The organism is Shewanella sp. GD04112 (assembly GCF_029835735.1).
Lineage (GTDB): Bacteria > Pseudomonadota > Gammaproteobacteria > Enterobacterales > Shewanellaceae > Shewanella.
This window is the reverse complement of sequence record NZ_JAOEAL010000001.1, coordinates 4,757,938-4,783,562: the sequence shown is the minus strand read 5'-3', so window position 1 is coordinate 4,783,562 and position 25,625 is coordinate 4,757,938. Positions and strand designations below refer to the sequence as shown.

The window sequence follows — 25,625 nt, the reverse complement described above, 5'->3', positions numbered from 1 at the left end:
ATTGACGGCTGAAAGTCGTCGGGGACCTGTATCATAAATCCGCCTATGGTACATATGTCCCATAAAATAATTGATTGATTTTGCTTTTATTTAGGAGTTTTAAATGAAGGATATTGTCATTATTGGTCTGCTGGCACTCATCATGTGCTTTAAGCTTTTTGACATTAGTTCCGACATTCAATTAGGCATTCCGCAATGGCATTTAGTGCAGGAAGCCATACTCTTAGTGCTCACCGCCGTCGGGGCCATCTACCTCAGTTACGATTTAATTCGCCGCTCGCGCGAAGTTAAAGCCTTAGCAAAACGCCTCGAGTACGCCGATAAAAAAATCGACAATATGTCGACCCAAATGCGCTCCGCCAGACAGGAATACAGCCAAGCCGTTGCAAACCAGTTTGATACTTGGGGTTTTACCAAGAGCGAGCAGCAAGTCGCGTTTTTATTGCTTAAAGGGCTGAGTTTTAAAGAAATTGCCGAAGTGAGACAGACAAAAGAGAAAACGGTGCGCCAACAGGCGTCGACCATTTATGGCAAGGCCGCCGTTGATGGTCGCCACACCTTTTGTGCTTGGTTTATGGAGGATTTTATTCAGGAACATAACCAAGAACTGGTGGCAAACGAGTCCGATAGCGCCCATAAGGCCGCTTAAGCTAAACGCTCAGGCTTAGTTGTTATAGCTATTTGTTATTGAAAATCGATATTGGCTGGCTTTTTGGTTCTAAACAATAATGAGCATCCCCTAAGTTTGTCGGAGGATGCAATTGAAAAACTCGCTGCTGATTGTGTTTTGCCTTATTGCCTTGGTTGCATCCACGCAAACCACAGGATTACTCCGCTCGCTGATCGAATTTTCCGCCTTTTTAGGCGTACTGGGGTTGGCTTGGCGAATTAAACCTAACGCCGAATAATGCATCCCGCGTTATCGCGTCAATCTGAGCCGTTAGACTCAAATCCAATCTATTGAAAATACAGAATATAAGCTAAAGACGTTACCCCAATCGCCGCCCACAGAACCACGCCCAGCAGCAAAGGTTTAGGGCCGCTCGCTCGCATTTTTTGCACCGTAATCCCCGCACCAATCAAGAACAGACACAGAACCAAGGTGCGTTTAGACACCATAAACAGCGTGTCGTAGAGTGGCTGAAACTGCGGCAGCCAATGGGCGATTGCGATGGCTAAACAGTAAAATCCGATAAAATACGGTAGGTTAAGCTTACGTTTATCGCCGCCAAAGATCAGTGCACTGACAAGGGCGATGGGGATAATCCATAGTGCGCGCGCCAGTTTAATGGTTGTGGCGGTTTTAAGTGCTTCATCACCATAGGCAGAGGCCGCGCCGACGACAGAGGAAGTGTCGTGAATCGCGATGGCACTCCACACGCCAAAATCGTATTGGCTCATATTGAGCAAATGCCCGAGGGCGGGGAATAAAAATAAGGCTACCGAGTTGAGTACAAATACACAGGCTAATGCGGTGGCGGTTTGGTCTGGTTTGGCATTAATCGCTGGCGATACGGCGGCAATGGCGCTGCCGCCACAGATGGCGGTGCCAGAGGCGATTAAGTGGCCTGTGATCGGGTCAAACTTCAGGGCGCGAGTCACCATAAAGCCTAAGATCAGCGTAAAAATAATCGAGCCGACAATTAACCCTAGGTTATGGCTGCTGGCCTCAATCGCGGCGTTGAAGTTAATGCCAAAGCCTAAGCCGATAATCGAATAGGACAGTAATTTTTTGGTGAGGGCGGCGATATTCCAGTCGTGTGGCACCCAACCTAGGCTGGCCAAGGTAAAACCGAGCACAAGCGCCATGGGGGATGAGATAACAGGCGCGAGACATACCAGTGCGGCGCAGATAAACACAAGGCGATGGGGTTGCTTAAGTTGCGAGACTATCGATGAAAAATTCATAACGCCTTAGGTTTGCGACTGAGTGTTATCGTGCCAATCTTGGGTTTTTAGCTCCATCCACATAGGCATGGATACTCGAATAAGCCAATCGAATAAGCATTGGGACGCTGACAAAGACGGGCATTATAACGATTGGGCTCAGCTTCAATAAAATCAATTTAATTTATTTTGTAAGTCAATTTTATTGAGTCTTAATGAATAGGTAGGTTTGAAGCTAAAAAGGAGAGCCGCCAACGGCAGCTCTCCCGTGAAAATACGCGGAATTTAGAGATTCACGATACGTTGCAGGTTGTAGTCGCCACCATCTTTAGCGGTAAACAGCTTGTCTTGAATATCGTTAGCGCTTGGCATTCCCGCATGTAACAGGCTTAACCAGTGGCGCGAGGTGGTGTTGCGTGTCTCTGTGGGTTCGGCGGCTAACTCAACAGGCGCTTCGATTTGCACATCTTCCAAATTTGCTAAATCCCGCGCGCCTATCATGCCAGTGCGGTCGAAACATAACTCTACATGGCAGCCTTGGTCCTGTAACACTATGGCGCTTGGTGCATCTTTAGTGCCGTTGAAGGCAACAAACTGCTTGGTTTGGCGTAATCCGCTGTGGCTGCCGTCGGCAAAAAATGCCAGCAGGTGTTGGTAGTAAACTACATAGCTGATCACATCCTGGTGCGAACCCGCATCGAGCGGGAAATGACGGTCGAGGAACTGCTTCGCCTGAGCAAGTTTTTCATGTTCGGCCACGTTCACTTGGGCGACGGCAAGCACTTCTTCTGCGATGAAGCTGTTTAGATTCGGTTGGATCTGGTGGCTATTGATAATTGACATATTCATCGCTGCATCCTCTACACATTCAAATTAAAAATTAGGGCCTTGATTTCACTTCTAATGGTTCAACGTTTGTCTTCAATTTGGTTTGTCCGACAGAGTTAATGGTTAAGCAGTGTCAGGTGGATAACCTGCCTCGATTGCTTAATTTGTAGTCTAGTCTTTTTTTGGCTACAATTTCACAATAAAAATTTTACAATGTGAATTTTACAAAATGCGCAATGACCAGAGCTTGATGAGAAAGTCACATTTCCTAGGGACTAAAATACGTAACCTACGGAAACGTAACAATTTAACCATGGAAGATTTATCCGCGCGTTGCATCCGCGTCGATGCGGGCAGTGCGCCCTCTGTGTCATATTTGTCGATGATCGAACGCGGAAAACGTGTGCCCAGTGCCGAAATGTTGGCCGTGATTGCCACGGTTTTTCAAAAGGATGTTGACTGGTTTTTAGACGACGTGCCCGAGGAAAGTGCCATCACGCCGGACAAAGGCCGCCGTGGTGGGATTAGCGGCATGGCGCTCGAACCCAGCTTTTTGTTTTCAAATGATATTTTGCAAATAGCCATCCCTGAAATGCTATCCCAGACTGGGATCTCGGGCCGGCAATTTGCCCACTTATTAATCCGCGCCCATCAGGAACACCATCAAAATCATTTCCCCGATCTTGAGCGTGCCGCCGAAGAGGTTGGGTTAAAACGCATGCCCTTATCTCTCGAGGATATGCTGGATATTGCCAAGGGCGTAGGCTTAAAAATCAAATGGATAGATAGTACGCCCCAGGAAGTGATCGACGAGCGCGGCGTAAGCTCCCATCAGTTAGTGACCTCTTTCTTCGAGCCGCCCAGCACGATTTACATCAATAAAGTCCTTAAAAATCGCCCCAGTCGGCTGAAGTACGATCTTGCTGCCCATATCGGCCATTGTGTATTGCACAACAAGGATGGGCTTAAGAGTGTGATGATTTCTGGTCGAAAACTGGAGATGGATGAAGAAGTGACGATGCAATCTAATACCCTGAACGCGCAGGATATTTTGCATGCGTGGCGCGACTTTGAGTCAAGCTTTTTTGCCGGAGCCCTGTTATGCCCTAAGGTGCCCTATCGACAATTACTCGACCGTCACGGTTACGAAATTGAGGTGCATAAGCAGCTGCAAGTGTCGGCCTCGGTCGCCATGCGGCGGATGACTGTGGTATCGCCTTATCCCCATTGGCATTATTTTGATGCTTACGCGCCGGGCAAACTCAAGGCGGTTTACCGTGGCAATGGTATTCCCCTGCCTTGGGGCAACATGCGGCTGGTGGAAGACCCTTGCCAGCACTGGGCGGTGTTTAGAATGATCAGCGAGCCTTCAGTTGGGACATCGGCGCAAATTTCGATTTTAAATGTGGGCAATGAACCACGGATTTACTGCTGCGAGTCGATTAAGGTCGAAGACTCGGCGGGCAACCCCCATGTGCTGTGTGCTGGCATCGATTTGAATCCGGCCATTGAAGCCCAAGGTAAAGATGCACTCTCTATCGCCCATGATTTAAAAGCCGCCTGTGTCTCTGGCGGTGGCTCAATCGCGATTCCTAAGCATATTAAAAGCGATCTGGTCAGCGTGGCTAAGATATTGAATATCAACTGGATTGAGCGCGGTATTAAAAATGATGCCCGACTGATTTGCTCCCGCGGCGCCGTCTGCCCACGGCAACCCAGCTGTTACCAAGCGGGTAAATCCCAGTGTGATGGGGTGGAGTAAACTATGTCGCGAAGTTTTGCATAGGGTTTAGTAAATGGCTGCTATTAAGCACTCTCACTTCAGTGACACGCCACCCTTTTATTTTATAAGAAATCGTCCCTGAGGGCTCGACGGCGGCATCTGCTGCATATGAATGTGCGAATGCCGCGATCACATGGATGTGAATGAGCGGCCATGCCCCCAACGGTCACTGCCACTAGAGTACTTAACTCTGTGGACTTTGGTGTTTCTTAGTCAGCAAATAGGTAAAAAATTTAACTATTAAATTTCTTGGATTTAGCAGATTAAAAATAACTAGTGCGGCTCATTAGTAATGATAATTAGAGTTCCCTCTTACTAAGTGCTAATCTACATTACATTTGGATTTTCAACTGTGATCTTTGTGATATCGTATTGAATAAAAAGAACTTTTAACCTATGATTACTAGCAGATTGCATCGAACTAAAACCGCATAGTGATGATAAGTGTCGGTAACAACTCAATTTGATATACACGATTGAGATATTGTTAGTTAGACTAACATTTCAAGCCTATCATCGAATTGGTGTAGATTTTAAGGAGTAACCGTGCTGCAACGAATGACTATTAAGAATTTGACAGTGTTTGCCGAAGCAAACCTTTCTTTTGCACCTGGCTTAAATGTAATTATTGGTGAGAATGGCTGCGGAAAATCTCATTTATTAAAGACCGCGTATTCTTTAATAGCTGCAAGTGCAGAAGAGGGGCGAAAGCCTAACGCAACTACACCGACAAAATCATTATTACAGAAGGTGTATGCTGAAAAACTCGTTAATGTCCTTCGCCCTGAATCATTAGGACGTTTGGCACGCCGTAGACAGGGAAGAGAACGTTGTGAATTATCCTTAGAGTTCGATAACCCTAATCTTAACTTCACTCTTGATTTTTCAACATCAAGTAAATCTGAAGTGCAAATTAGTGCCCTTAATAGCGATTGGCAACCTAAAGCTCCTGTTTTTTTACCTACTCGTGAATTACTAACTCTATATCCAGGTTTTGTATCCATTTATGACAATCATTATCTAGAGTTTGATGAAACATATCGTGATGCATGTTTACTGTTGGGGGCACCAGCTTTAAAAGGTCCAAGGGAGAGTAAAGCGGCAATTCTATTAAAGCCTTTAGAAGATTCTATGGGTGGGAAAGTAATTTTAGACTCCAATGGTCGTTTCTACTTGTCCTCTCCTGGTCAAGGAAAAATGGAAATGCCCCTTGTTGCAGAAGGTTTGAGAAAACTTTCAATGCTTGCGCGTTTAATTGGAACTGGTTCGTTATTGGATAAAGGTTATCTCTTTTGGGACGAGCCAGAAAGCAATCTCAATCCTAAATTGACAAAGTTGATTGCTGAAATGGTGTTGCATTTATGTGCGAACGGCATTCAAGTATTTATCGCCACACATTCACTGTTTTTGCTGCGCGAACTAGAAGTGTTGTCAGAAAAAAAGCAGTTTAAGAAAATCAAACAACGTTATTTTTCTCTTCGCCCAAATGAAAATGGTGTTGAGATCGAGCAAGCTGATGCCATCGAAGAAATACAAACTTTAGTACTGTTGGATGAGGAACTTAGTCAATCACAGCGATTCATGGAAGCAGAGGCCTAAAATTGATTGAAGAAAATAATGCTATTGTCGAAGGTAGATTAACTTTTCATTTTGCACCATTGATCAAAGCAACAAAGTATGACGATTGGTCATTTTATCGTAACCAATTTAACAATGCTTTTGGTGGTGCAAAAGCAATCGACTTGATCGTCATAGATAGTCATACAACATGGCTCATTGAAATCAAAGACTACCGAGCACATCAACGAACGAAACCTATAGATATCGGGGATGAAATGCTCGGTAAAGTACGTGATACTTTAATTGGTTTAGTCGCCGCTAAATTCAACGCTAATGATCAAGAAGAGAGGCGTGTTGCAAAGCGGGCATTAGGAACTAATAAACTTCGGGTGGTGCTACATTTGGAACAACCACAAAAACATTCGAGACTATTCCCAAGGGCAATAAATCCTGTGGATGTAATACAAAAATTAAAACAGAAATTAAAATCAATTGACGCTCATCCAATAGTAGTCGATCAATTTAGTTTAAAGCCTGAAATGAAATGGACTGTGGAAGGATAGGATATTTTGGCTTTAACCATTAAATTTAACCAGATATTCATCGCTAGATTGTACGCAGATGTTGGTGATTAAGCACTGGAATGCCAGTGCTTAATCATTTATCGGTCTACTATCAGTCTGGTTCTGTGAATAATCGCTAAGCTCTAATCTGTCCTGTGCCTGAAACCAGATATTTTTCAGTGGTTAAGGCTTCGAGTCCCATGGGGCCGTAGGCATGTAGCTTAGTGGTGGCTATGCCGATTTCGGCGCCGAGGCCGAGTTCGCTGCCATCAGAAAAGCGCGATGAAGCATTCACCATAACGACCGAGGCATCCACTGCGCGTTGAAAGCGGGCGGCGGTGAGTTCATTGTCGGTGCAAATCACCTCGGTATGGTGGCTGCCAAACTTAGCGATATGTTGGGTGGCGACCTCAAAGCTGTCGACTTGGCGAATGGCGATTTCTAAGTCCAAGTATTCTTGGCCAAAATCCTCTTCTGCCATATAAGTGCAAGCATCGAAATACGCGGCGGCCTGAGGACAGGCATTGATTTTAACTTGATGCTCGGCCAGGGCTTCGGCGACGCGGGGCAAGAATCGCGGCGCGATATCCTTATGCACTAACAAGCCTTCGAGGGCGTTGCATACGCCTGTGCGTTGGGTTTTACCATTAAGCAGCAAATCCAAGGCGATATCTTGATTGGCGTCTTTATCCACATATAAATGGCACACGCCCTTAAAGTGCTGAATAACCGGAATGCTACTGTTTTCAGTGACGTAATTAATCAGTCCTTCGCCACCGCGGGGGATGATCACATCGATAAATTCCCGCTGCTGCATCAGTTCGAGCATCAGGGCGCGGTCAGGATCGGGGATCACGCTGATAAGTGCTTTAGGCAAGCCATAGGCGGTCAGTACCGCCTGTAAAATGCTGGCGATCACTTGGCTGGTGTGTAGCGCTTCCTTACCGCCACGCAGGATCACCGCATTGCCGGATTTAAAGCACAATGCGCCGGCATCGGCAGTGACATTAGGTCGCGCCTCATAAATCATGCACACCACGCCGAGTGGCACGCGCATCTTACTGATAGATAAACCATTGGGGCGTTTACCAATAAAACGCTCGCGCCCAACGGGATCGGGCAGGGCGGCGATGGTTTCGATTCCTTGCGCCATCGCCTCGATGCGGTGTTGGTTCAGCGTGAGGCGATCGACCATAGCGGGGCTTAAGTTGTCCTGAGTCGCACGGTGTACGTCAATCAGGTTAGCGCTTTGGATTTCATAACTTTTTTCCCTTAATGAGCGCGCCATATCCAGTAATACGGTGTTTTTTAACGACTCATCGAGCTGGGCGAGTGTGCGGGCCGCATGGGCGGCATCGGCGGATATTTGTTTAATTAGGCTCATAGTTTCTCCACTCAAATGGATTTAAGAATGGCGATATTCTTATCGGAAATGATGGGGCCGGTTTTTTGCTGGAATTCACTGGCAAATGCCTGATCATCCTGCTCGGTAATAAAACTCAGTAGGCAACTGCTGTAGTTAGATTTGGCTTTCGCCAACTTAGTGCCATCGCCTTTACGTACCAGAATGGTGTCGCCCACTGAGAAATCCCCTTTGACTTCAACCACATCATCGCTGGTTAATTGCTCGCTGTGCTGATCGAGTGCGAGGTCAAAATCATCCTCGACGATCACTTCGCCCTGGGCTTGCGAGGTGTGGGTCATCCAATGCAAATGTTCCTGCATCGGTTTTTCGTAGGGGGTAAAGAGGGTACCCGGATTTTGCCCCTTTAGCAGCTGGCTAAAGGAGTCGGCATTAAAGCCATTGATAATAAAGGTCTCAATGCCGTGTGAGATGGCTTTTTCGGCGGCTTGGATCTTAGTGCGCATGCCTCCGGTGCCAACATCGCTGCTGACGCCTCCCGCCATTGCATAGATATCGGCATTGATTTCAGTGACTTGCTTTATCAATTTGGCATTGGGATGTTCATGGGGATTTTGATCGTAGAGTCCATCCACATCCGAGCAAATTACTAAGGTGTCGGCATCGGCCGCAGCCGCCACCATGGCCGAGAGATTATCGTTATCGCCAACCTTGAGTTTGTCGGCGGTCACGGCGTCATTCTCATTGATAATCGGCATTAAACCGTGTTCGAGCAGGCTAAAAATCGTGTCTCGAATACTGATATAACGCTCGCGATTACGTAAGTCGCCATGGGTCAGCAGCAGTTGGGCGGTAGGAAAATCAAATAGCTTATTCCACGTCGCCATCATATCCGCCTGACCCGCGGCCGCCATGGCCTTTTTGACCGTGACACTTGGCTGAGCTTGGCCCTCAAAATGATGCCACCCAGCGGCAACCGAGCCGGATGAAACCAATACCACTTGAATACCTTGGACACGGCAATAAGTAATAAACTGCGCGATCCCCAAGAGATAATGACTACTGCAACCTTGCTTGTGGGGCGCGATTAAGGCGCTCCCCACTTTGACGACGATACGTTTACGGGGAGAGTCTGTCATAGCGCCTCCTTAGCTTTCCTCGGCCAATACACGACCGGCCTGATGGAACTGCTTAGTGGTTTTAGCGCACGGGTCGTTATCGAATTTGCTCACCAGATAAATCACTGTGCTGCTGACAACAAAGCCTGGGATCATCTCATACACTAAGCTACTCAATGCCTTACCGTCGGCAAGCACGGGGGCATAAATCCAAAAGAGCACCGTGAGTGCGCCCGAAATAATCCCCGCAATTGCCGCTTTATGGGTGAGATTAGCTTTATACAAACTAAACAGCACCAGCGGACCGAAGGCGGCACCAAAGCCTGCCCACGCATTACTCACGAGGGAGAGGATGCTGTTAGAGCGATCAAGCGCCAGCAGCGTTGCGACAATGGCAACACCTGCGACCCCGTAACGACCCATTTTTACCATCTCTTGCTCGCTCGCTTGTTTCTTCGAGAGGGTGCGATAAATATCTTCGGTCAGCGAACTCGACGAGACTAATAACTGCGATGAAATTGTGCTCATAATGGCCGCGAGAATCGCAGCGAGCAGGAAGCCGCTGATTAAGGGGTGGAACAGTAACTCTGAAAACACGATAAAGATGGTTTCAGGATCCGAGAGTTTCATGCCAAATTTATTGGCGTAGGCGATACCGACCAAGCCGGTCGCTAATGCGCCGATAATGGTTACTGTCATCCAGCTGATGCCGATGCGGCGTGCGGTTTTAATGTCGGCGACCGAGCGGATCGCCATAAAACGCACAATAATATGCGGTTGGCCGAAATACCCGAGTCCCCACGAGAGGCTGGAAATTAAGCCAAGTAGAGTCACATTTTGCATCGCGTCGGCAAAATGCGGGATCGACTGATAGGCAAAGTTCATCATACGATCTGCGCTGGTAAATTCTTGATATGCCACGAAAGGCACTAAGACCAAGGCGACAAACATAATGCAGCCTTGCACAAAGTCGGTAAGGCTAACGGCTAAAAATCCCCCCAGCAGAGTGTACGACACCACGACGGCTAAGGTGACGACTAGGCCGATATCGTAGTTCAGCCCAAAGGCGGATTCGAACAACTTACCGCCTGCGACTAATCCCGCCGAGGTATAGAGGGTGAAAAAGATCACTATGATGGCGGCGGCAATAATACGAATGCTGTTATCGGCCTGACCAAAGCGTTTGGCGAAAAACTCAGGGATAGTCAGCGCGTTATCGGCGACCTCTGTGTAGACTCGTAATTTAGGGGCGACCACGAGATAATTGATTAGAGCACCAATTAATAATCCGAGGGCGATATACAGGGTTTCAAACCCCACTAGGAACATGGCGCCGGGCAGGCCCATCAGCATCCAGCCACTCATATCCGAGGCGCCAGCCGAGAGTGCCGTGACGTGTGGGCTCACTTGGCGGCCACCCAAAATGTAGCCAGAGACATCATCGGTCGACTTACGATAGGCGAACAAACCAATAGCGAGCATGGCAATAAAGTAAATTGCCAATGAAACGTAAGAGAGGGAATTCATCGATTATTTTCCTCCTAACGCTTTGTTATTTTGAATGAAGCTCGGTTTCAAAATGACAAAGAGATAGGTACTTAGAATGGCGAACAGGCAGAAATATTGTAGTGTTCCATGAAGGCGTTCCCGGGTGGAACGGATGATCTGTGAGATGGGGTTTTCATCTGTAGCATGCTTAGCTGACATAATGCCTCCTTGATTTATTTAAGATGAATAATAGTTAGTGCTATAACTATAATAAGATCTTTATTAGTGGAATATCAAGTTGAAATGCCCAGTTTGCATACTTTTGGTTGGCGTAAAACAAGGGAAATTGATTTGAATACTGATAAATTTGCCTGTGCTTTAACCGAAAATTAGGGCTAAAGAATGGGATGTTAAGAGCGGATACATAAGCTTGATGGCTTAGCGTTGAACATAAAAAAGCGGCGCTGAGAATCTCAGAGCCGCTTCGATAAAATGCAACATTTACAGGCTATTGAGCCTGATTTAAAACTTGAGTCATGCGCTTAGCGCATAGTCACAAATTCCTCAGCACCAGTGGGGTGGATGGCGACAACGGCATCGAAATCGGCTTTGGTGGCGCCCATTTTCATGGCGACACCAAACCCTTGAAGGATCTCATCCATACCAAAACCAATGCCATGAATACCCACGACTTTCTCTTCTTTACCCGCACAGACCAGTTTCATCTTACAGGCCTGACGGTGGCTAGTGACGGCGGTATACATTGAGGTAAAGCCAGAGGTGTAAACCTTCACATTATCATCACCATATTGTGCGCGGGCTTCTGGCTCGGTTAATCCCATAGTGCCAATCGGTGGATGGCTGAAGACCACGGTTGGGATTTGGCTGTAATCCATTTTGGCATCGCTCATGCCGTTGAATAGGCGCTCAGAGAGTAAGCGACCTGCCTTAACCGCAACGGGAGTCAGTTCCACGCCGCCTGCCATAATATCGCCCACGCAATAAATGCCTTTGTGGGTGGTATTTTGCTGTGCGTCGGTAATCACATAGCCTTTGCTATCCAGTTGCACATCGGTGTTTTCTAAGCCGATATTACCCGTCGCGGGTGAGCGGCCAATGGCCCAAATCAGGCAATCAACGGTCACGCTTTCGCCATTCTCGAGATTTAGAGTCAGGCTGTCGTCAGCATTTTTAACCACAGATTGTGGGACGCTGTTGGTGTGCAGGGTTGGGCCTTCGGTCTTCATGGCATCGACTAGGGCGTCGATTAGCATAGGATCGAAGTTACGCAGCGGCGCATGTTTACGCACAAACAGGTGAGTCTCACTGCCCAGTGCGTGTAAAACGCCCGCGACTTCGACGGCGATATAGCCAGCGCCGACGACTGCGACACGTTTAGGTTGTTCGCGCAGGGCGAAGAAACCATCTGAATCAATCCCGTATTCCGCGCCAGGAATGTTTGGGATAGTAGGTGCGCCGCCAGTGGCGATTAGGATATGGTCAGCTGTGTAGTGCTCGCCATTTACTTCAATGGTGTTGCCATTAACGAAACGGCCATAGCCATTGAGCAGGGTGACCTTGTTATTGGTAAAGCCGCGACCGTAGGCCTCGTGGATGCGACCTATATAGGCTTCGCGACTGTTCACTAAGGTGTTCCAGTCGAATTTGTTGACTGAAACATCAAATCCATAATCTTTGGCGTAGAGGTTCATGGCTTCGGCGATATGTGCGCCATACCACATGACTTTTTTGGGTACGCAGCCCACGTTTACGCAGGTGCCGCCGACGTGTTTCGCTTCGATGAGTAGAACTTTAGCGCCACGCATGGCAGCTCGGTTAGCTGAGGCGATACCGCCGCTGCCTGCGCCTAGGCAGATATAGTCAAAATGTTGAGCCATGAGTTTCTCCGTCTAACTCTAAGAATGAGGTGCTTATTAGCAGAAGGTCATTGTAGGTTGGAATGGGTTTGCAGACCAGCCCATTAGGTTGCTTTGGTATAGACCTTGTTTTGCCGCCAAAAATCTCAGCAAAGCACCTACTTTATCTTTAGGCGGTTAGCTCAAACTTAACGGCGATATTGGCAACGATAGTGATCGTCTTGGTTTGGCCCTTCGGCGCCGCATTTGAGGCATTGCCATTCCTGCTGACGGGCACTGAGCTCATCGGTCTGATAGCTCGCGGCTTTGTCGGGGCGGTTGCCAATCTGGGTTTCGAGTTGTGACATGCGGGCATTGAGCCAGCGGCAACTGGGGTTGTTAGCGACCCTCTCTCGGCTGGCGAGTTGTTGCTTGCGGCTCTGCTTTTTCTTTTTCGATGACGTCGACTTTGCTTTATTGGTATTTGTTTTCGCAGGCATATTGTCAGTGTCGATAACGGGAGATTGGTAATCTAAGGCGCTTTGTTGAGCCGGGATAGGGAGCGGTTTCCCTTCACTGTCGAGTAGGGTTCCTAAAGGTAGGGGCTCAGTTGCGGTCGGTTTGGATAATGCTTCTAACTCAGGCTCAGCAGCAAATGATGGTAAGCCATAAAATATCAATAAGATAAATGCGTTAGACAGCCATTTTATATGATGCGTTAACATTCCCTGTTCCTCGCCCAAGCTGAGTCGTTCCATCGACTTCTTGAGTGTAGTTAGGGCGAGAAGAGTTTGCCAAACGGAGAAGCGTGCTTAAAAACTTAGAAACTCATATTAAAGTGGACACCCGCATAGGTTTGATCCTGCGAGCTAAAGTCGCCGTTGACGGCCGCTTCTAGTTCAATATCGTCCTGGGCAATGCTGTGGCTAATATGGCCACTGAGACTCATATTATCGGCCAGATCATAATTGGCCTCCAAACCAAATTGGAGGTGATTACGGCCATTGTGTTCTTCTGTTCGATATTTAAAATCAAGCCCTTGGGTTATATAAGGCGCGAGAGTAAAGCTTTCACTCAGTTGCCAATAACTGTGTAGACTCAGCTCGACAAAATAGCCTGCCGCCTCGGTGGAATACACATAACTCACCGAGGGCACTAACCAAGGGGCGGAGGTGTAGGCTAATTCTGCGAACAGTTCGTTATCCTGACAGCGACTGCTGCTATAACCTTCAATCCGCTGATAACCCAGATTCGCCTCTAAGTGTTCGCTGAGGTTTAACGCATATTCGAGACCAATGTTCCACTCGGTATAAGCTTGGCTATCGCCGCGTCCGACAAGGGCGTAGGTGGTGAGATTGCCGTATTGAACGCTAGCATTTAGCCAATAAATTCCGCCCTCGGCCAGATTATTGCGCCCCTGGGACACATATTTGCTATCCCAACCTAAGTCTAGATTCGCGGCCCAAGGTGCTGTGGTTGCTGCGGGTAGTACGCTGCTTGAGACACCTTCGGTTTGCACTAAGCTCTCGTTCGCCAAGCATGGGTGACTCAAGCAAATGACGCTAATCACGCCGACGACACTAAGGATGGGATGAAGTGAAGCTGCCATATTTAAGCCAATCTGATAAAAGATGCGGAATATGTGCAGATATTAACTCAGGTGAATATGATCGTTAATGAGAATGGATTTGATTTGCGATCAGCTCGTCAAGATTGAGTAAGTAAATTTGGTGTAAATCTTAATTGTGAACTGGTTCGCTTTTTTCTTTGTTGAATACGGCTAGGTGTATCTGCGAAGGGGGCAATCGGTTTTCTCACCTTGATAAATAGTAGATAAGCCCTTATTTATTAGCTACACAGATTGTAGAGGAACCATTATGAGCAACCCTTTGCTTAACGGCGCAAAATTACCGCTTTTTTCCCAGATTAAACCTGAACACATTCAAGTTGCCGTTGAGCAGGCCATTGCTCAGTGTCGTGCCAAGATTGATGAAGTGCTGCAAAATCCAGGGCCGTTTACGTGGGATAACTTAGTTGCCCCGCTCGAGCAAGTGGATGATGAGTTAAGCCAGATTTGGTCGCCTGTCTCCCACATGAACTCTGTGGTGAGCACAGATGAATGGCGCGCCGCCCATGATGCTTGTTTGCCGCTGTTATCCGAATACGGCACCTATGTGGGTCAACACCAAGGGCTATATGAGGCATATAAATCACTACGTGCATCAGCAGACTTTGACCAATTAAGCCAAGCACAGCAGATGGTGATTGAGCACAGCTTACGGGACTTCGAGCTTTCAGGTATCGGCTTAGACGATGGGCAAAAAGTGCGTTATGGCGAAATCGTTAAGCGCCTATCCGAGCTGACGAGCGGCTTTTCAAATCAATTACTGGATGCGACCCAAGCCTGGACTAAGTTAATTACCGACGAGGCAGAATTAGCCGGTTTACCCGATTCAGCCAAGGCGGCCGCAAAAGCGATGGCCGAGGCGCGCGAATTAGAAGGTTGGTTATTTACCTTAGATTTCCCTTCCTATTTACCCGTGATGACCTACAGCGAAAACCGTAGCCTGCGTGAAGAGTGTTACCGCGCCTACGTGACGCGCGCCTCGGATCAAGGTCCAAATGCGGGTGAATTCGATAATGGTCCCTTGATGGATGAAATCCTTGCGCTGCGCCACGAGTTGGCGCAATTGTTAGGCTTTGATAGTTTTGCCGAAAAATCCCTCGCGACGAAAATGGCCGAAACGCCTGCGCAGGTGATGGCATTCTTAAATGAATTAGCGCTGCGCTCTAAAGATCAGGCCAAAGCCGAACTGGCTGAGTTAAAAGCCTTTGCGCTGGAGCAGTACGGCGTGAGCGAAATGGCTTCTTGGGATTTGAGTTTCTACGCCGAGAAGTTACAGCAACATAAGTATGAGATTTCTCAAGAGTTGCTGCGTCCTTACTTCCCCGAAGATAAAGTGCTCTCTGGCTTGTTTTACACTGTCTCGCGCCTATTTGGCTTAAAGATTGTCGAGCAAACTGAGTTCGACCGTTGGCATAAAGACGTGCGCTTCTTCGATATTTTCGACGAAACGGGCGAGCACAGAGGCAGCTTCTATTTAGACCTATACGCCCGCACGGGTAAACGCGGCGGCGCTTGGATGGATGATTGCCGAGTGCGTCGTCACACGCCTACGGGTCTACAAAAGCCTGTGGCTTATCTCACCTGCAACTTTAACGGCCCTGTAGATGGCAAACCGGCACTCTTTACCCACGATGAAGTGACGACGCTGTTCCACGAATTTGGCCATGGCATTCACCATATGCTAACCAAAATCGACGTGGCTGGCGTGTCAGGTATCAACGGCGTGCCTTGGGATGCGGTCGAATTGCCTAGCCAGTTTATGGAAAACTGGTGCTGGCAAGAAGAAGCCTTAGCGGAGATCTCCGGTCACTACGAAACCGGTGAACCTTTGCCAAAAGCCATGTTAGACAAGATGTTAGCGGCGAAAAACTTCCAATCAGGCATGATGATGTTGCGCCAGTTGGAGTTTTCACTGTTCGATTTTAGATTGCACCACGAATATGACCCCGCCAAAGGGGCGCGTATTCAAGAGACCTTGGACGAAGTGCGTCGTCAGGTAGCCGTGTTAATTCCGCCTGCATTTAACCGTTTCCAACATGGTTTTGCGCATATTTTTGCGGGCGGTTATGCCGCGGGTTACTACAGCTACAAGTGGGCAGAAGTGCTGTCGGCGGATGCGTTTTCTCGCTTCGAAGAGGAGGGCATCTTCAATCCTGACACGGGCCGTAGCTTCTTGCACAACATTCTCGAAATGGGCGGTTCAGCCGAGCCTATGGGCTTGTTCAAACAATTTATGGGTCGCGAGCCGAGTATCGATGCGCTGCTGCGCCACTCTGGGATTGCTGCTTAAGCCAGACTCAATAGGAATGCTTGAGCATAAAAAGGCGCCATTTGGCGCCTTTTTTGTGAGCTAGATCTCGCTTGCCCTCTGGTATGACCTCTGTTAGCCTGTGGCTCTTATTTTTAGGGCGACTGCATATGAATCTGTATTTCCGTTTGTTTTGGTTGTTGTTTTGGCGCACGCGTCACTGCCGTAAGATTGATTTTTTGGGCACGAGCCGCATTACTTACCGGGCATTACCCAGCGATTGCGATATCAACTTCCACCTGACCAACTCCCGCTATCCAGCGTTTATGGATCTGGCGCGTACCTATATGTTGGCTGAAATGGGGCTGTTGAAGCGTTTCCTTAAATTAAAGTGGATGCCGATTGTTAACGCCGCCGAATTTACCTATATCCGCGATATCAAGCCCCTGAAAAAGTTTGAGATTGAAACCAAGGTCGTGGGCTGGGATGAGAAATATTTTTATATTGAACAACGCTTTGTGAGTGAACGCGGTTTGCACTGCATAGTGCATGTGCGTGGTGTGTTTGTCTGTAAAGGTAAGCAAGTCCCGCTAGATGTGTTAGTCAAAGAAGCGGGTTATACCGATCCTGCTCCCGAGTTGCCGCCAGAAGTCATTAAATGGAAAGCGTTTTTACAGTTGAAGAAAGAACGCAATCGCTAGGGCGTGTTGACGTTTCGAGATTAGATTTTGTTCGTTCTGGCAAGCTCGTGCTCGCGAAACGAGGAATGACGTGTAGTTATTCTACTCAAATGACGAGTGACAAAGAGAACGAGCTTGCTAGACGAACCCTTCGGGCAGCGTTTGGCTGACGTTTCTGCTGCGTTATCGTCCGTTTATGTAGAATAACTACACTGCACGGACTTCGCCTTGCATAAACGCCAGCCAAATTGCTGCAAAAATAACCCTGAAACGTCAACACGCCCTAATGTGTTGGCACTAGGGAATACTCCTGATGCCAGTGTCTTCCTCCATTTCGGCGAGTAGCACTTCTTCAAGCACCAGCATCCAGGCGCCGCGCAGCTGCGCCTGTTGCCAGTAACGTACTAACTCATCTAAATCCAGCAGGTTTAAGTGGGCAAAACTGTAGCTTAAACAGGGAATAAGTGCGCAGTCGGCCAAGGTAAAACTGTCGCCGCATACCCAGTGATTTTGGCTTAAATGGGCATCAAGGCGCTGAAACTGGATAAACATCTGCTTTTCTATCTGCTTGATCTCAAATTCATGCCCTTCGGGCGCATGCTTTAATTTTTCCAATTGAAATAACGGGTTATTGATATCGTTATCAATAATGCGATCGAATAAGCGCACCGCTAAATTGCGCTCGGGTTCGGCGGGCAGTAACTCGGTACCGTTTCGGAAATGCCTGTCTAGGTATTCGATGATGATGCTGGACTCGGGGAGCAGTTGGCCTTCGTGGGTTTTGAGTAACGGCAGTTTGCCGGGAGGATAAAATTGCTGGAATGTTTGACGCGCTAACGGGTCGCGCAAATCGGTGATCCGCGGGTAAAAGTTCGCTTGTTTTTCATAGAGAGCAATCAACACCTTCTGTGAATAACGTGATAACGGATGATAGAACAGCTCCATAGGTGTCGACCCCACAACCCCTGCATTTTTTGACTCTACGACTTAACTTTAGTCGCTATCAAGGCGCTTGCTGTAGGATTTCCCTTAAAAGTAGTGGAAGTGGCGTAAAAGTGGTTTGCCATGCGGAATGATCCGCTCGCGCGAAAATTCGGTACTATTAGCGTTAACATCGCAGTGAAATAGAGATAACCAAAGGTAACAGTATGAGCCAGTTAGAAAGTTTCTCATCCATCTATGCCAGAGCGAGTGAGCGCAAGGGCGGTAAAAAGGGGCTCGAAGCATTGTTGCCAGGCTGCCTGACCAGTGCCGAAATTCGCCAGTATGATGATGCTACTTTGCTCTCTGCTATGAGTCGGCAGGTATTTCAGAGTGGCTTTGTCTGGCGTGTGGTCGATAATAAGTGGCCCGCCTATGAGCAGTCTTTCTTTCATTTCGTGCCTGAAAAGGTGTTGATGTTGTCGCCCGAGCAGATCCAAGCCCGCGCCGCGGATGCGACCTTAATTCGCCATTTAAAGAAGACTCAAGCGATTTATGACAATGCGCTGATGATCCATGATATTGCCCGCGAACATGGCAGCTTGGCTAAGCTGATTGCCGACTGGCCGACCGAAGATATCGTCGGACTCTGGGCGTTATTGAAAAAGCGTGGCGCTCGCCTCGGCGGCAATACTGGGCCCTATTTCCTGCGCGGCATTGGTAAGGGTACCTTTTTGTTAACCGATGATGTGCAAGGTTATTTTAAGGCGCATAAGCTGGTGGATGCCGGTTTTAGCTCGCAAACGGCGCTAAAGCAGGTGCAGGCCGCTTTCAATCAATGGCAGCAAGAATCGGGTCGGTGTCTTGCGGATATCAGCCGCGTCTTAGCCTGTAGCGTGGGTGATAATCGTATTTAGATAAAAAAGGACCAGCCAAATTGGCTGGTCAAGGCTCGATATTTCAAGCAATTGGAGTACTGCAGGGAAGCAGCGGGATGAACGGGTAAGTCACATAACGATTAAAAGCTTTTACTGATCCCAATGACGACTCTGTCATCGAAGATTTGAGTTTGAGTGCCATAGACCTTATGGTCACTGTCCACTGTGCTGCCGTGGTAGCGTAGGTCGAAGTTGAGGCCGTAGTAAGCTTTACTCAAACCAATGTTCCAGTGGCCCCAACCTTCGGCGCCATCACCCGTGAGGTCTTGATAACCTACAGAGGCCGAGATTTTTACGCCATTGTCAAAGCTATAGCTTGGGTGCAAGGCATAGTTAACCCCGTGCCAGCCATCGACACCAAACCAATCATCAACCGTTGGGGTGACTTCGAGTTGCAGATTTGCGCGGCCAAATTGTTTACCCACTTTTAACCATAGCTCGGTGTAGTTGGAGTAGGACGCACCGGGATAGAGGTATGAAAACAACATCACATCGTAGGTAAAACCTGAGTCGCCAAATTCCCCCGCTTTGCCAATAAAAGGTGCGGTAACGATTTCTAAGTTAGGATCGGCAAATTTGATGTTGGAGCTAAATACCCCTGCATACCAGCCTTGGTTGTGATTCCAGCTCAGAGTGCCTTGTACCACAGGAATATCGCCGTCTAAGGTTTCTGATTCACCACGAAACACATAGTCAGATGCAAAGTTAAGGTTGCCGTTAATGGTGCCGCCAAAGAGTTGATTATCTTCGGCGCCGTGGGAGCTTGCCGCCAAAGAAAGCAACGCCCCTGTCAGCAAAAATTTAGTACGAGTCTTCATAATCATCATCTCAAAGTATTGGGAATTGTTAGCGCACCTTTATCGTAAAAATAAGTTGTGAATAGCGCTGCAGCTTGGGATGAACCAATGACGAAAAGATATGAATGAATGTGAATAAGCGGCGAAATAACCTAGTTTGCCGGAGATGTGTTTGTGATCTAATTAATAAAAATACGTTTTTTGGGAAGCAGAGTTTCATTAAATGGGGTGTAAAAAGCCATTTCAGATTTGCCCTCAATTAAGCTTGGTCATAAAATGTCGCGTTCAAAGAGTTGAGTGTCACTCATTTCTGCTGATATGTAGATTCAAAGCGAATTTACATAAACCATACATCATTACCGTTACATCAATAGAATTAAGCATTCGAGTTTTGTAGCGTCTTGTTTGCATCACCATAAGTGAGAGAGCCATATTGGGCTCGGGCAGACAAGCCAAGCCAAGCTAAACGACTGATGGTATATGCAAAAATGCTTATTTATTGGCGTAATGTAGTCGGATAAGTGTCATTTATATCGAATAGACTGTTATCAGGGTTCGCTTGATAGCAGCCTGTGGTGTCGAACAGGTTTGCAACATTTTCGATATAGAGTAGGCTGAATAAGTGTTTTGTATCGTACAACGCTAACAAGCTTATCCACTATTAACATATTTCTTAAATAGGATAACAATTCAATCAATAAGGTATTCGCGAAGGTGTGAATATTTTCATTAGTTTACACTTTAGTTTGTTTATCTTTCTTGTTCATCCTTATAGGGTATGCGATAAGTAACAGATTTGATTTTAGTTATAATTACGGCCGTCAGTTCACCTTTGAAAGCGTGAAAAAACGGTAGCGTTAATATTTAAAGGAGTTCTCATGCGGCAGACAATTAAACTTGCCTCAGTAATCAGCGTGGCGTTGTGGATGGCAGCTTGTAGCCCTCAAGAGGATAAGGCAGCTCAAGCAGGCGCTGGGCCGCAGAGTATGGAAGTTGGTGTAATCAACGTGGCTGCCAAGCCTCAGGTTATCCAAGTCGAATTACCCGGCCGCAGCAAGGCGTTCCTCGAAGCCGAAGTGCGTCCTCAAGTCAGCGGTATTGTTACCAAGCGTAGCTTTGTCGAAGGCGGTCATGTGAAGCAGGGCGAGTCCCTCTATCAAATCGATTCCGCGCCTTACAAGGCGGCACTGGTGAGCGCTAACGCCGATTTAGCCAGAGCGAATGCGAGTCTTGCTTCTGCTAAGGCCAAAGCGGCCCGTTATCAACAATTGGTTAAGACTAACGCTATCAGTAAGCAAGATTTCGATGAAGCCGAAGCGGCTTACAAAGAAGCGCTGGCAAGCGTGACAGTCGCTGAAGCGGCAATCAACACCGCCAAAATCAATCTCGAATACACCGAAGTATTAGCGCCAATTTCTGGCCGTATTGGTAAATCGAGTGTGACTGCGGGTGCGCTGGTCACGGCAAACCAAAGCCAAACGTTGGCGACCATTCAGCAGCTCGATCCTATCAATGTGGATATCGCCCAATCGAGTGCCCAATTGCTGCGCCTAAAAGCGAAATTACAGCAAGGCAAGCTGCAAGCGGCTGATAACGCTGACGTGCAGTTAGTGCTTGAAGACGGCACTGTTTATGGCCACAGCGGTAAGCTGCAATTTGCTGAGGTGAGTGTGGATGAAAACACGGGCTCAGTGATCCTGCGTGCAGAATTCCCTAACCCAGATGGCCTCTTACTGCCTGGCATGTATGTTCGCGCCGTGCTGAATACTGGTACCGATCCTCAAGCCATCCTAGTACCGCAAAAAGCCATTAGCCGTAACGCTAAAGGGCAAGCCGTGGCTATGGTGGTGAACGATCAAGGCGTAGTGGAAGCAAAAATTGTGACCACCGCTGAAGTTATCGACAATCAATGGCGTATTACTGCCGGTTTGGAAGCGGGCGATAAGTTGATTGTGGAAGGATTACAAAAAATCCGTCCAGGTGTACCAGTCACTCCCAAAGTTATTTCTGAAACCCAAGCACAATAGGGCATAGCTATGGCACGTTTTTTTATTGATCGCCCCATCTTTGCGTGGGTGATCGCCTTAATCATTATGTTGGCGGGGGTTCTGTCGATCCGATCCCTGCCAGTCTCGCAGTACCCCAGTATTGCGCCACCAACAGTGGTGATCAGTGCGAACTACCCAGGTGCATCGGCCAAAATCGTTGAAGACTCAGTGACTCAGGTGATTGAGCAACGTATGAAGGGTATCGACCACCTACGTTATATCGCATCGACCAGTGATAGCTTTGGTAACGCGTCTATTACTTTGACCTTTAACGCGGAAGCCGATCCGGATATCGCGCAGGTTCAGGTACAGAACAAGTTACAGGGCGCTATGACTCTGTTACCACAAGAGGTGCAATCTCAAGGGGTTAACGTTAACAAGTCAAGCTCTGGCTTCTTAATGGTACTGGGCTTCGTCTCGACCGACGGTTCTTTAGATAAGGGTGACATCGCCGACTATGTGGGCGCTAACATCCAAGATCCTATGAGCCGTGTACCTGGCGTGGGCGAAATTCAGATTTTCGGTGCCCAATATGCGATGCGTATATGGTTAGATCCATTGAAGCTGACCCAATACAATCTCACCAGCTTAGATGTGGTGAGCGCTATCCGTGCGCAAAACGCGCAGGTATCAGCAGGTCAACTCGGTGGTACGCCATCACTGCCAGGACAAGAGTTAAACGCGACAGTATCGGCACAGAGCCGTCTGCAAACGCCAGAACAATTCCGCAAGATCATCATCAAATCCGATACTTCGGGTGCGAACGTGTTCTTGGGTGATGTGGCGCGTGTTGAATTAGGTTCAGAAAGCTATGCGGTAGAGTCTCTGTATAACGGCAAACCCGCTTCTGGTATTGCGATTAAGTTGGCTACTGGTGCTAACGCCTTAGACACGGCAGAAGCCGTTCGCGCTAAAGTTGAAGAGTTACGTCCCTTCTTCCCTGCTGGGCTAGATGTGGTTTACCCCTACGATACAACGCCATTCGTTGAGAAATCGATTGAAGGCGTGGTACACACTCTGCTCGAAGCTATCGTACTGGTGTTCGTCATCATGTACCTCTTCCTGCAAAACTTCCGTGCGACGCTGATTCCAACCATCGCAGTACCTGTCGTATTGCTGGGTACCTTTGCGATTCTGTCGGCAACGGGCTTCTCCATCAACACCCTCACCATGTTCGCTATGGTGCTGGCAATTGGTCTGCTCGTGGACGACGCGATTGTGGTGGTGGAAAACGTTGAGCGGGTAATGGCCGAAGAGGGCTTAAGCCCACTCGAGGCGACCCGTAAGTCGATGGATCAAATTACTGGTGCGTTAGTCGGTATCGGTCTGACCTTGTCTGCGGTATTCGTACCTATGGCGTTTATGTCGGGTTCAACCGGGGTAATTTACCGTCAGTTCTCGATCACTATCGTGTCTGCGATGGCGCTGTCTGTGCTGGTGGCCTTAATTTTAACGCCTGCACTCTGTGCGACCATGTTAAAACCTTTGAAGAAGGGCCATGGTCATATCGAAACCGGTTTCTTCGGCTGGTTTAACCGTGGCTTCGATCGCTTAACGAATCGTTACGAATCGAGCGTGGCTGGCATTATAAAACGTAGCTTCAGAGTCATGATGATTTACGCTGCATTAGTTGTGGCTGTGGGCTGGATCTTCATGCGCATGCCAACGGCATTCTTACCCGACGAAGACCAAGGTATCTTGTTCACGCAGGCGATTTTGCCAACTAACTCAACCCAAGAAAGTACGCTTAAAGTGCTGGAGAAAGTCTCTGACCACTATCTGGCAGAAGAGGGCGTGAGATCGGTGTTCAGCGTGGCGGGCTTCAGTTTCGCGGGTCAAGGCCAAAACATGGGTATTGCCTTCGTTGGCTTGAAGGATTGGTCTGAGCGTGAAGCGCCAGGTATGGATGTGCAATCCATTGCGGGCCGCGCGATGGGCGTATTCAGCCAAATGAAAGAAGCCTTCGTATTCGCCTTCGTACCGCCTGCGGTAATCGAGCTGGGTACGGCTAACGGTTTCGACATGTACCTGCAAGATAAGAATGGCCAAGGGCACGACAAGTTAGTCGCAGCGCGTAACCAATTGTTGGGTATGGCGGCACAGAATCCAAACCTAGTGGGCGTTCGTCCAAACGGTCAGGAAGATGCGCCAATTTATCAGTTGCATATCGACCACGCCAAACTGAGTGCCTTAGGCATTGAGATTGCGAACGTGAACAGCGTACTTGCAACCGCATGGGGTGGCTCCTATGTAAACGACTTTATCGACCGTGGTCGTGTGAAGAAAGTTTACGTACAGGGTGATGCACAATACCGTATGCAACCTGAAGACTTAGACACTTGGTACGTGCGTAACAACAAGGGCGACATGGTGCCATTCTCGGCCTTCGCAACGGGCGCTTGGGAATATGGTTCACCTCGTCTAGAACGTTTCAACGGTTTACCTGCCATGAACATTCAAGGCGCAACGGCTCCTGGTTTCAGTACTGGTGCGGCGATGAATATCATGGAAGACATGGTGAAGCAGTTGCCACCAGGCTTTGGCATCGAGTGGAACGGCTTATCCTATGAGGAACGTTTATCGGGTAACCAAGCGCCAGCGCTGTATGCTCTGTCGATTCTGGTGGTATTCCTCGTACTGGCAGCACTTTATGAGAGCTGGTCTGTACCGTTCGCAGTAATCCTAGTGGTTCCGCTGGGGATTATCGGTGCCCTACTGGCGATGAATGGTCGTGGCTTGCCAAACGACGTGTTCTTCCAGGTGGGTCTGTTGACGACGGTCGGTTTGGCGACGAAGAACGCCATCTTGATTGTAGAATTCGCCAAAGAATTCTATGAGAAAGGTGCGGGACTTATTGAGGCGACCTTACATGCGGTACGTGTGCGTTTGCGTCCAATTCTGATGACGTCACTCGCCTTCGGTCTAGGTGTTGTACCGTTAGCGATTAGTACTGGTGTAGGTTCTGGTAGCCAGAACGCCATCGGTACCGGTGTACTCGGCGGTATGATGAGTTCGACCTTCCTAGGTATCTTCTTCGTGCCGTTGTTCTTCGTGATTGTGGAACGTATCTTCAGTAAGCGCGAGAAGAAAGGTAAAGAAGAAAAGCCGACCTCGGCGGAGTAATCTAACCTAACCTAACATTATTAAAGCCCTGCACATGCAGGGCTTTTTGTTAGCGTATCGTTATAAGGATGGATAGCCAGCATTAGCCAATTCGGGCATATTGGCGGAATCATAATGGATAGGGAGCTTGGTATGTTGTCACAGGAACTTGCAGCGCTGGATAAAGCAATAGCCAAGGGAAAGTGGTTTTTTATCCTAGTCGTTGGCGTGTTGTTTTGGGGAGGCATGACCTCCCTCTTAGTCGCCACTATCCATTATTTCACCTCAGATACATCCTTTTGGGGCGAGTTAGCTCGGGCACTCTGTATTTATCCCGTGGCAGGTATTTTATTTGGTTGGTTTGACTGGGTGCGGTTACAACGTAAAAGAGATAGACTGCGCGCCGAATATTATCAGCCGCATAATGAGTAACAGTGTGTTGGCTTTAGGAGCAAAGTGGTGTCATCGGTGAGAGGTTTTATGACTAAGCAGCTTATCATGGCAGTCGTTTGCCATTGTATCGCGCTGGGCATGGTCGCCTATGGCGCCTATGAGTTTTATCTTGAGCAACTGGCCGTTCCTGAGCTGTGTCGCCTCTTTGCCGTCGCAGTATTTTTTATTGGCATGGGGCTGGACCCTAATATGTTTTTTACTCCCCTCAACCAAGTGATGAGTCAGGCCGAGGATAAATCGCCTAAGGCAAAGTTACAGACTGTGGTGTTTAATCTGGGGGTTTTCTTGCTGATCTGTAGTTTTTTAATGGAATGGTTATACGACTGAAGCCGTTAATCCCTGCATGAATTCGGACATCAAAAAGG

General features: G+C 48.1%; 23 protein-coding genes. 12 read left to right on the top strand and 11 right to left on the bottom strand.

What is annotated here, in order from left to right:
* Positions 1-103: 103 nt before the first annotated feature.
* Both N7386_RS20970 and N7386_RS20965 read left to right on the top strand, forming a co-directional pair.
* Positions 104-649 carry a LuxR family transcriptional regulator gene (locus tag N7386_RS20970; RefSeq protein ID WP_279770837.1) on the top strand — a complete coding sequence of 182 codons (546 nt, stop codon included), beginning with the start codon at positions 104-106 and terminating at the stop codon, positions 647-649.
* A 112-nt stretch (positions 650-761) separates the two neighbouring features.
* Positions 762-908 (top strand): hypothetical protein, encoded by a 147-nt coding sequence (locus tag N7386_RS20965; RefSeq protein ID WP_083758005.1) that lies wholly within the window; start codon positions 762-764, stop codon positions 906-908.
* A 49-nt stretch (positions 909-957) separates the two neighbouring features.
* Here the strand turns inward: N7386_RS20965 and N7386_RS20960 are convergent, their stop codons facing one another.
* Both N7386_RS20960 and N7386_RS20955 read right to left on the bottom strand, forming a co-directional pair.
* A complete protein-coding gene (locus N7386_RS20960; protein ID WP_279770836.1) occupies positions 958-1,908 on the bottom strand; it encodes a putative sulfate exporter family transporter in 951 nt (316 codons plus the stop codon).
* Between the two features lie 264 nt (positions 1,909-2,172).
* Entirely contained in the window at positions 2,173-2,736 is a 564-nt protein-coding gene (locus N7386_RS20955) for a malate synthase (RefSeq protein ID WP_220054250.1), read from the bottom strand.
* A gap of 208 nt (positions 2,737-2,944) precedes the next feature.
* On the opposite strand from N7386_RS20955, the gene N7386_RS20950 reads away from it, so the two are divergent.
* The 3 genes from N7386_RS20950 to N7386_RS20940 all read left to right on the top strand — a co-directional run bounded on the left by N7386_RS20950 (position 2,945) and on the right by N7386_RS20940 (position 6,621).
* Complete coding sequence (locus N7386_RS20950) at positions 2,945-4,477, top strand: DUF3612 domain-containing protein (protein WP_279770833.1); 1,533 nt, start codon at positions 2,945-2,947, stop codon at positions 4,475-4,477.
* Positions 4,478-5,044: 567 nt separating this feature from the next.
* Complete coding sequence (locus N7386_RS20945; protein WP_279770831.1) at positions 5,045-6,097, top strand: ATP-binding protein; 1,053 nt, start codon at positions 5,045-5,047, stop codon at positions 6,095-6,097.
* Between the two features lie 2 nt (positions 6,098-6,099).
* Positions 6,100-6,621 (top strand): hypothetical protein, encoded by a 522-nt coding sequence (locus tag N7386_RS20940; protein WP_279770829.1) that lies wholly within the window; start codon positions 6,100-6,102, stop codon positions 6,619-6,621.
* A gap of 136 nt (positions 6,622-6,757) precedes the next feature.
* Here the strand turns inward: N7386_RS20940 and N7386_RS20935 are convergent, their stop codons facing one another.
* The 7 genes from N7386_RS20935 to N7386_RS20905 form a co-directional block, all read right to left on the bottom strand.
* On the bottom strand, positions 6,758-8,005 hold the full coding sequence (locus tag N7386_RS20935) for a glutamate-5-semialdehyde dehydrogenase (RefSeq protein WP_279770827.1): 1,248 nt from the start codon (positions 8,003-8,005) through the stop codon (positions 6,758-6,760).
* Positions 8,006-8,016: 11 nt separating this feature from the next.
* Positions 8,017-9,123 (bottom strand): glutamate 5-kinase, encoded by a 1,107-nt coding sequence (proB, locus tag N7386_RS20930; protein WP_011718769.1) that lies wholly within the window; start codon positions 9,121-9,123, stop codon positions 8,017-8,019.
* A gap of 9 nt (positions 9,124-9,132) precedes the next feature.
* Positions 9,133-10,629 (bottom strand): sodium/proline symporter PutP, encoded by a 1,497-nt coding sequence (gene putP, locus N7386_RS20925; protein ID WP_279770825.1) that lies wholly within the window; start codon positions 10,627-10,629, stop codon positions 9,133-9,135.
* A 3-nt stretch (positions 10,630-10,632) separates the two neighbouring features.
* Positions 10,633-10,809 carry a hypothetical protein gene (locus tag N7386_RS20920; protein ID WP_176400016.1) on the bottom strand — a complete coding sequence of 59 codons (177 nt, stop codon included), beginning with the start codon at positions 10,807-10,809 and terminating at the stop codon, positions 10,633-10,635.
* A gap of 323 nt (positions 10,810-11,132) precedes the next feature.
* On the bottom strand, positions 11,133-12,488 hold the full coding sequence (gene gorA / locus N7386_RS20915) for a glutathione-disulfide reductase (RefSeq protein WP_011718767.1): 1,356 nt from the start codon (positions 12,486-12,488) through the stop codon (positions 11,133-11,135).
* A gap of 167 nt (positions 12,489-12,655) precedes the next feature.
* Positions 12,656-13,171 carry a hypothetical protein gene (locus N7386_RS20910; RefSeq protein WP_279770824.1) on the bottom strand — a complete coding sequence of 172 codons (516 nt, stop codon included), beginning with the start codon at positions 13,169-13,171 and terminating at the stop codon, positions 12,656-12,658.
* Positions 13,172-13,266: 95 nt separating this feature from the next.
* The gene (locus N7386_RS20905) at positions 13,267-14,055 is read right to left on the bottom strand and encodes a hypothetical protein (RefSeq protein WP_279770823.1); all 789 of its coding nucleotides are present in this window, start codon (positions 14,053-14,055) and stop codon (positions 13,267-13,269) included.
* 268 nt (positions 14,056-14,323) lie between these two features.
* Between N7386_RS20905 and prlC the strand changes: the two genes are divergently transcribed.
* Together prlC and N7386_RS20895 are read left to right on the top strand one after the other, a co-directional pair.
* Entirely contained in the window at positions 14,324-16,363 is a 2,040-nt protein-coding gene (gene prlC, locus N7386_RS20900) for an oligopeptidase A (protein WP_279770820.1), read from the top strand.
* A 128-nt stretch (positions 16,364-16,491) separates the two neighbouring features.
* Complete coding sequence (locus N7386_RS20895) at positions 16,492-17,022, top strand: thioesterase family protein (RefSeq protein ID WP_011718763.1); 531 nt, start codon at positions 16,492-16,494, stop codon at positions 17,020-17,022.
* Between the two features lie 276 nt (positions 17,023-17,298).
* On the opposite strand, the gene N7386_RS20890 is transcribed toward N7386_RS20895, so the two are convergent.
* Positions 17,299-17,946 carry a glutathione S-transferase family protein gene (locus N7386_RS20890; RefSeq protein WP_086902478.1) on the bottom strand — a complete coding sequence of 216 codons (648 nt, stop codon included), beginning with the start codon at positions 17,944-17,946 and terminating at the stop codon, positions 17,299-17,301.
* Positions 17,947-18,149: 203 nt separating this feature from the next.
* On the opposite strand from N7386_RS20890, the gene N7386_RS20885 reads away from it, so the two are divergent.
* A complete protein-coding gene (locus N7386_RS20885) occupies positions 18,150-18,839 on the top strand; it encodes a DNA-3-methyladenine glycosylase I (protein WP_086902477.1) in 690 nt (229 codons plus the stop codon).
* 101 nt (positions 18,840-18,940) lie between these two features.
* Here the strand turns inward: N7386_RS20885 and N7386_RS20880 are convergent, their stop codons facing one another.
* Positions 18,941-19,687 (bottom strand): TorF family putative porin, encoded by a 747-nt coding sequence (locus N7386_RS20880; RefSeq protein WP_086902476.1) that lies wholly within the window; start codon positions 19,685-19,687, stop codon positions 18,941-18,943.
* An 848-nt stretch (positions 19,688-20,535) separates the two neighbouring features.
* Between N7386_RS20880 and N7386_RS20875 the strand changes: the two genes are divergently transcribed.
* The 4 genes from N7386_RS20875 (at position 20,536) to N7386_RS20860 (ending at position 25,587) form a co-directional block, all read left to right on the top strand.
* Positions 20,536-21,684 (top strand): efflux RND transporter periplasmic adaptor subunit, encoded by a 1,149-nt coding sequence (locus N7386_RS20875; protein WP_086902475.1) that lies wholly within the window; start codon positions 20,536-20,538, stop codon positions 21,682-21,684.
* A 9-nt stretch (positions 21,685-21,693) separates the two neighbouring features.
* Positions 21,694-24,828, top strand: a complete 3,135-nt coding sequence (locus N7386_RS20870; RefSeq protein ID WP_011718758.1) for an efflux RND transporter permease subunit — start codon at positions 21,694-21,696, stop codon at positions 24,826-24,828.
* Positions 24,829-24,942: 114 nt separating this feature from the next.
* Complete coding sequence (locus N7386_RS20865; protein ID WP_279770814.1) at positions 24,943-25,239, top strand: hypothetical protein; 297 nt, start codon at positions 24,943-24,945, stop codon at positions 25,237-25,239.
* A gap of 48 nt (positions 25,240-25,287) precedes the next feature.
* Positions 25,288-25,587 (top strand): hypothetical protein, encoded by a 300-nt coding sequence (locus N7386_RS20860; RefSeq protein WP_279770812.1) that lies wholly within the window; start codon positions 25,288-25,290, stop codon positions 25,585-25,587.
* Positions 25,588-25,625: the final 38 nt, after the last annotated feature.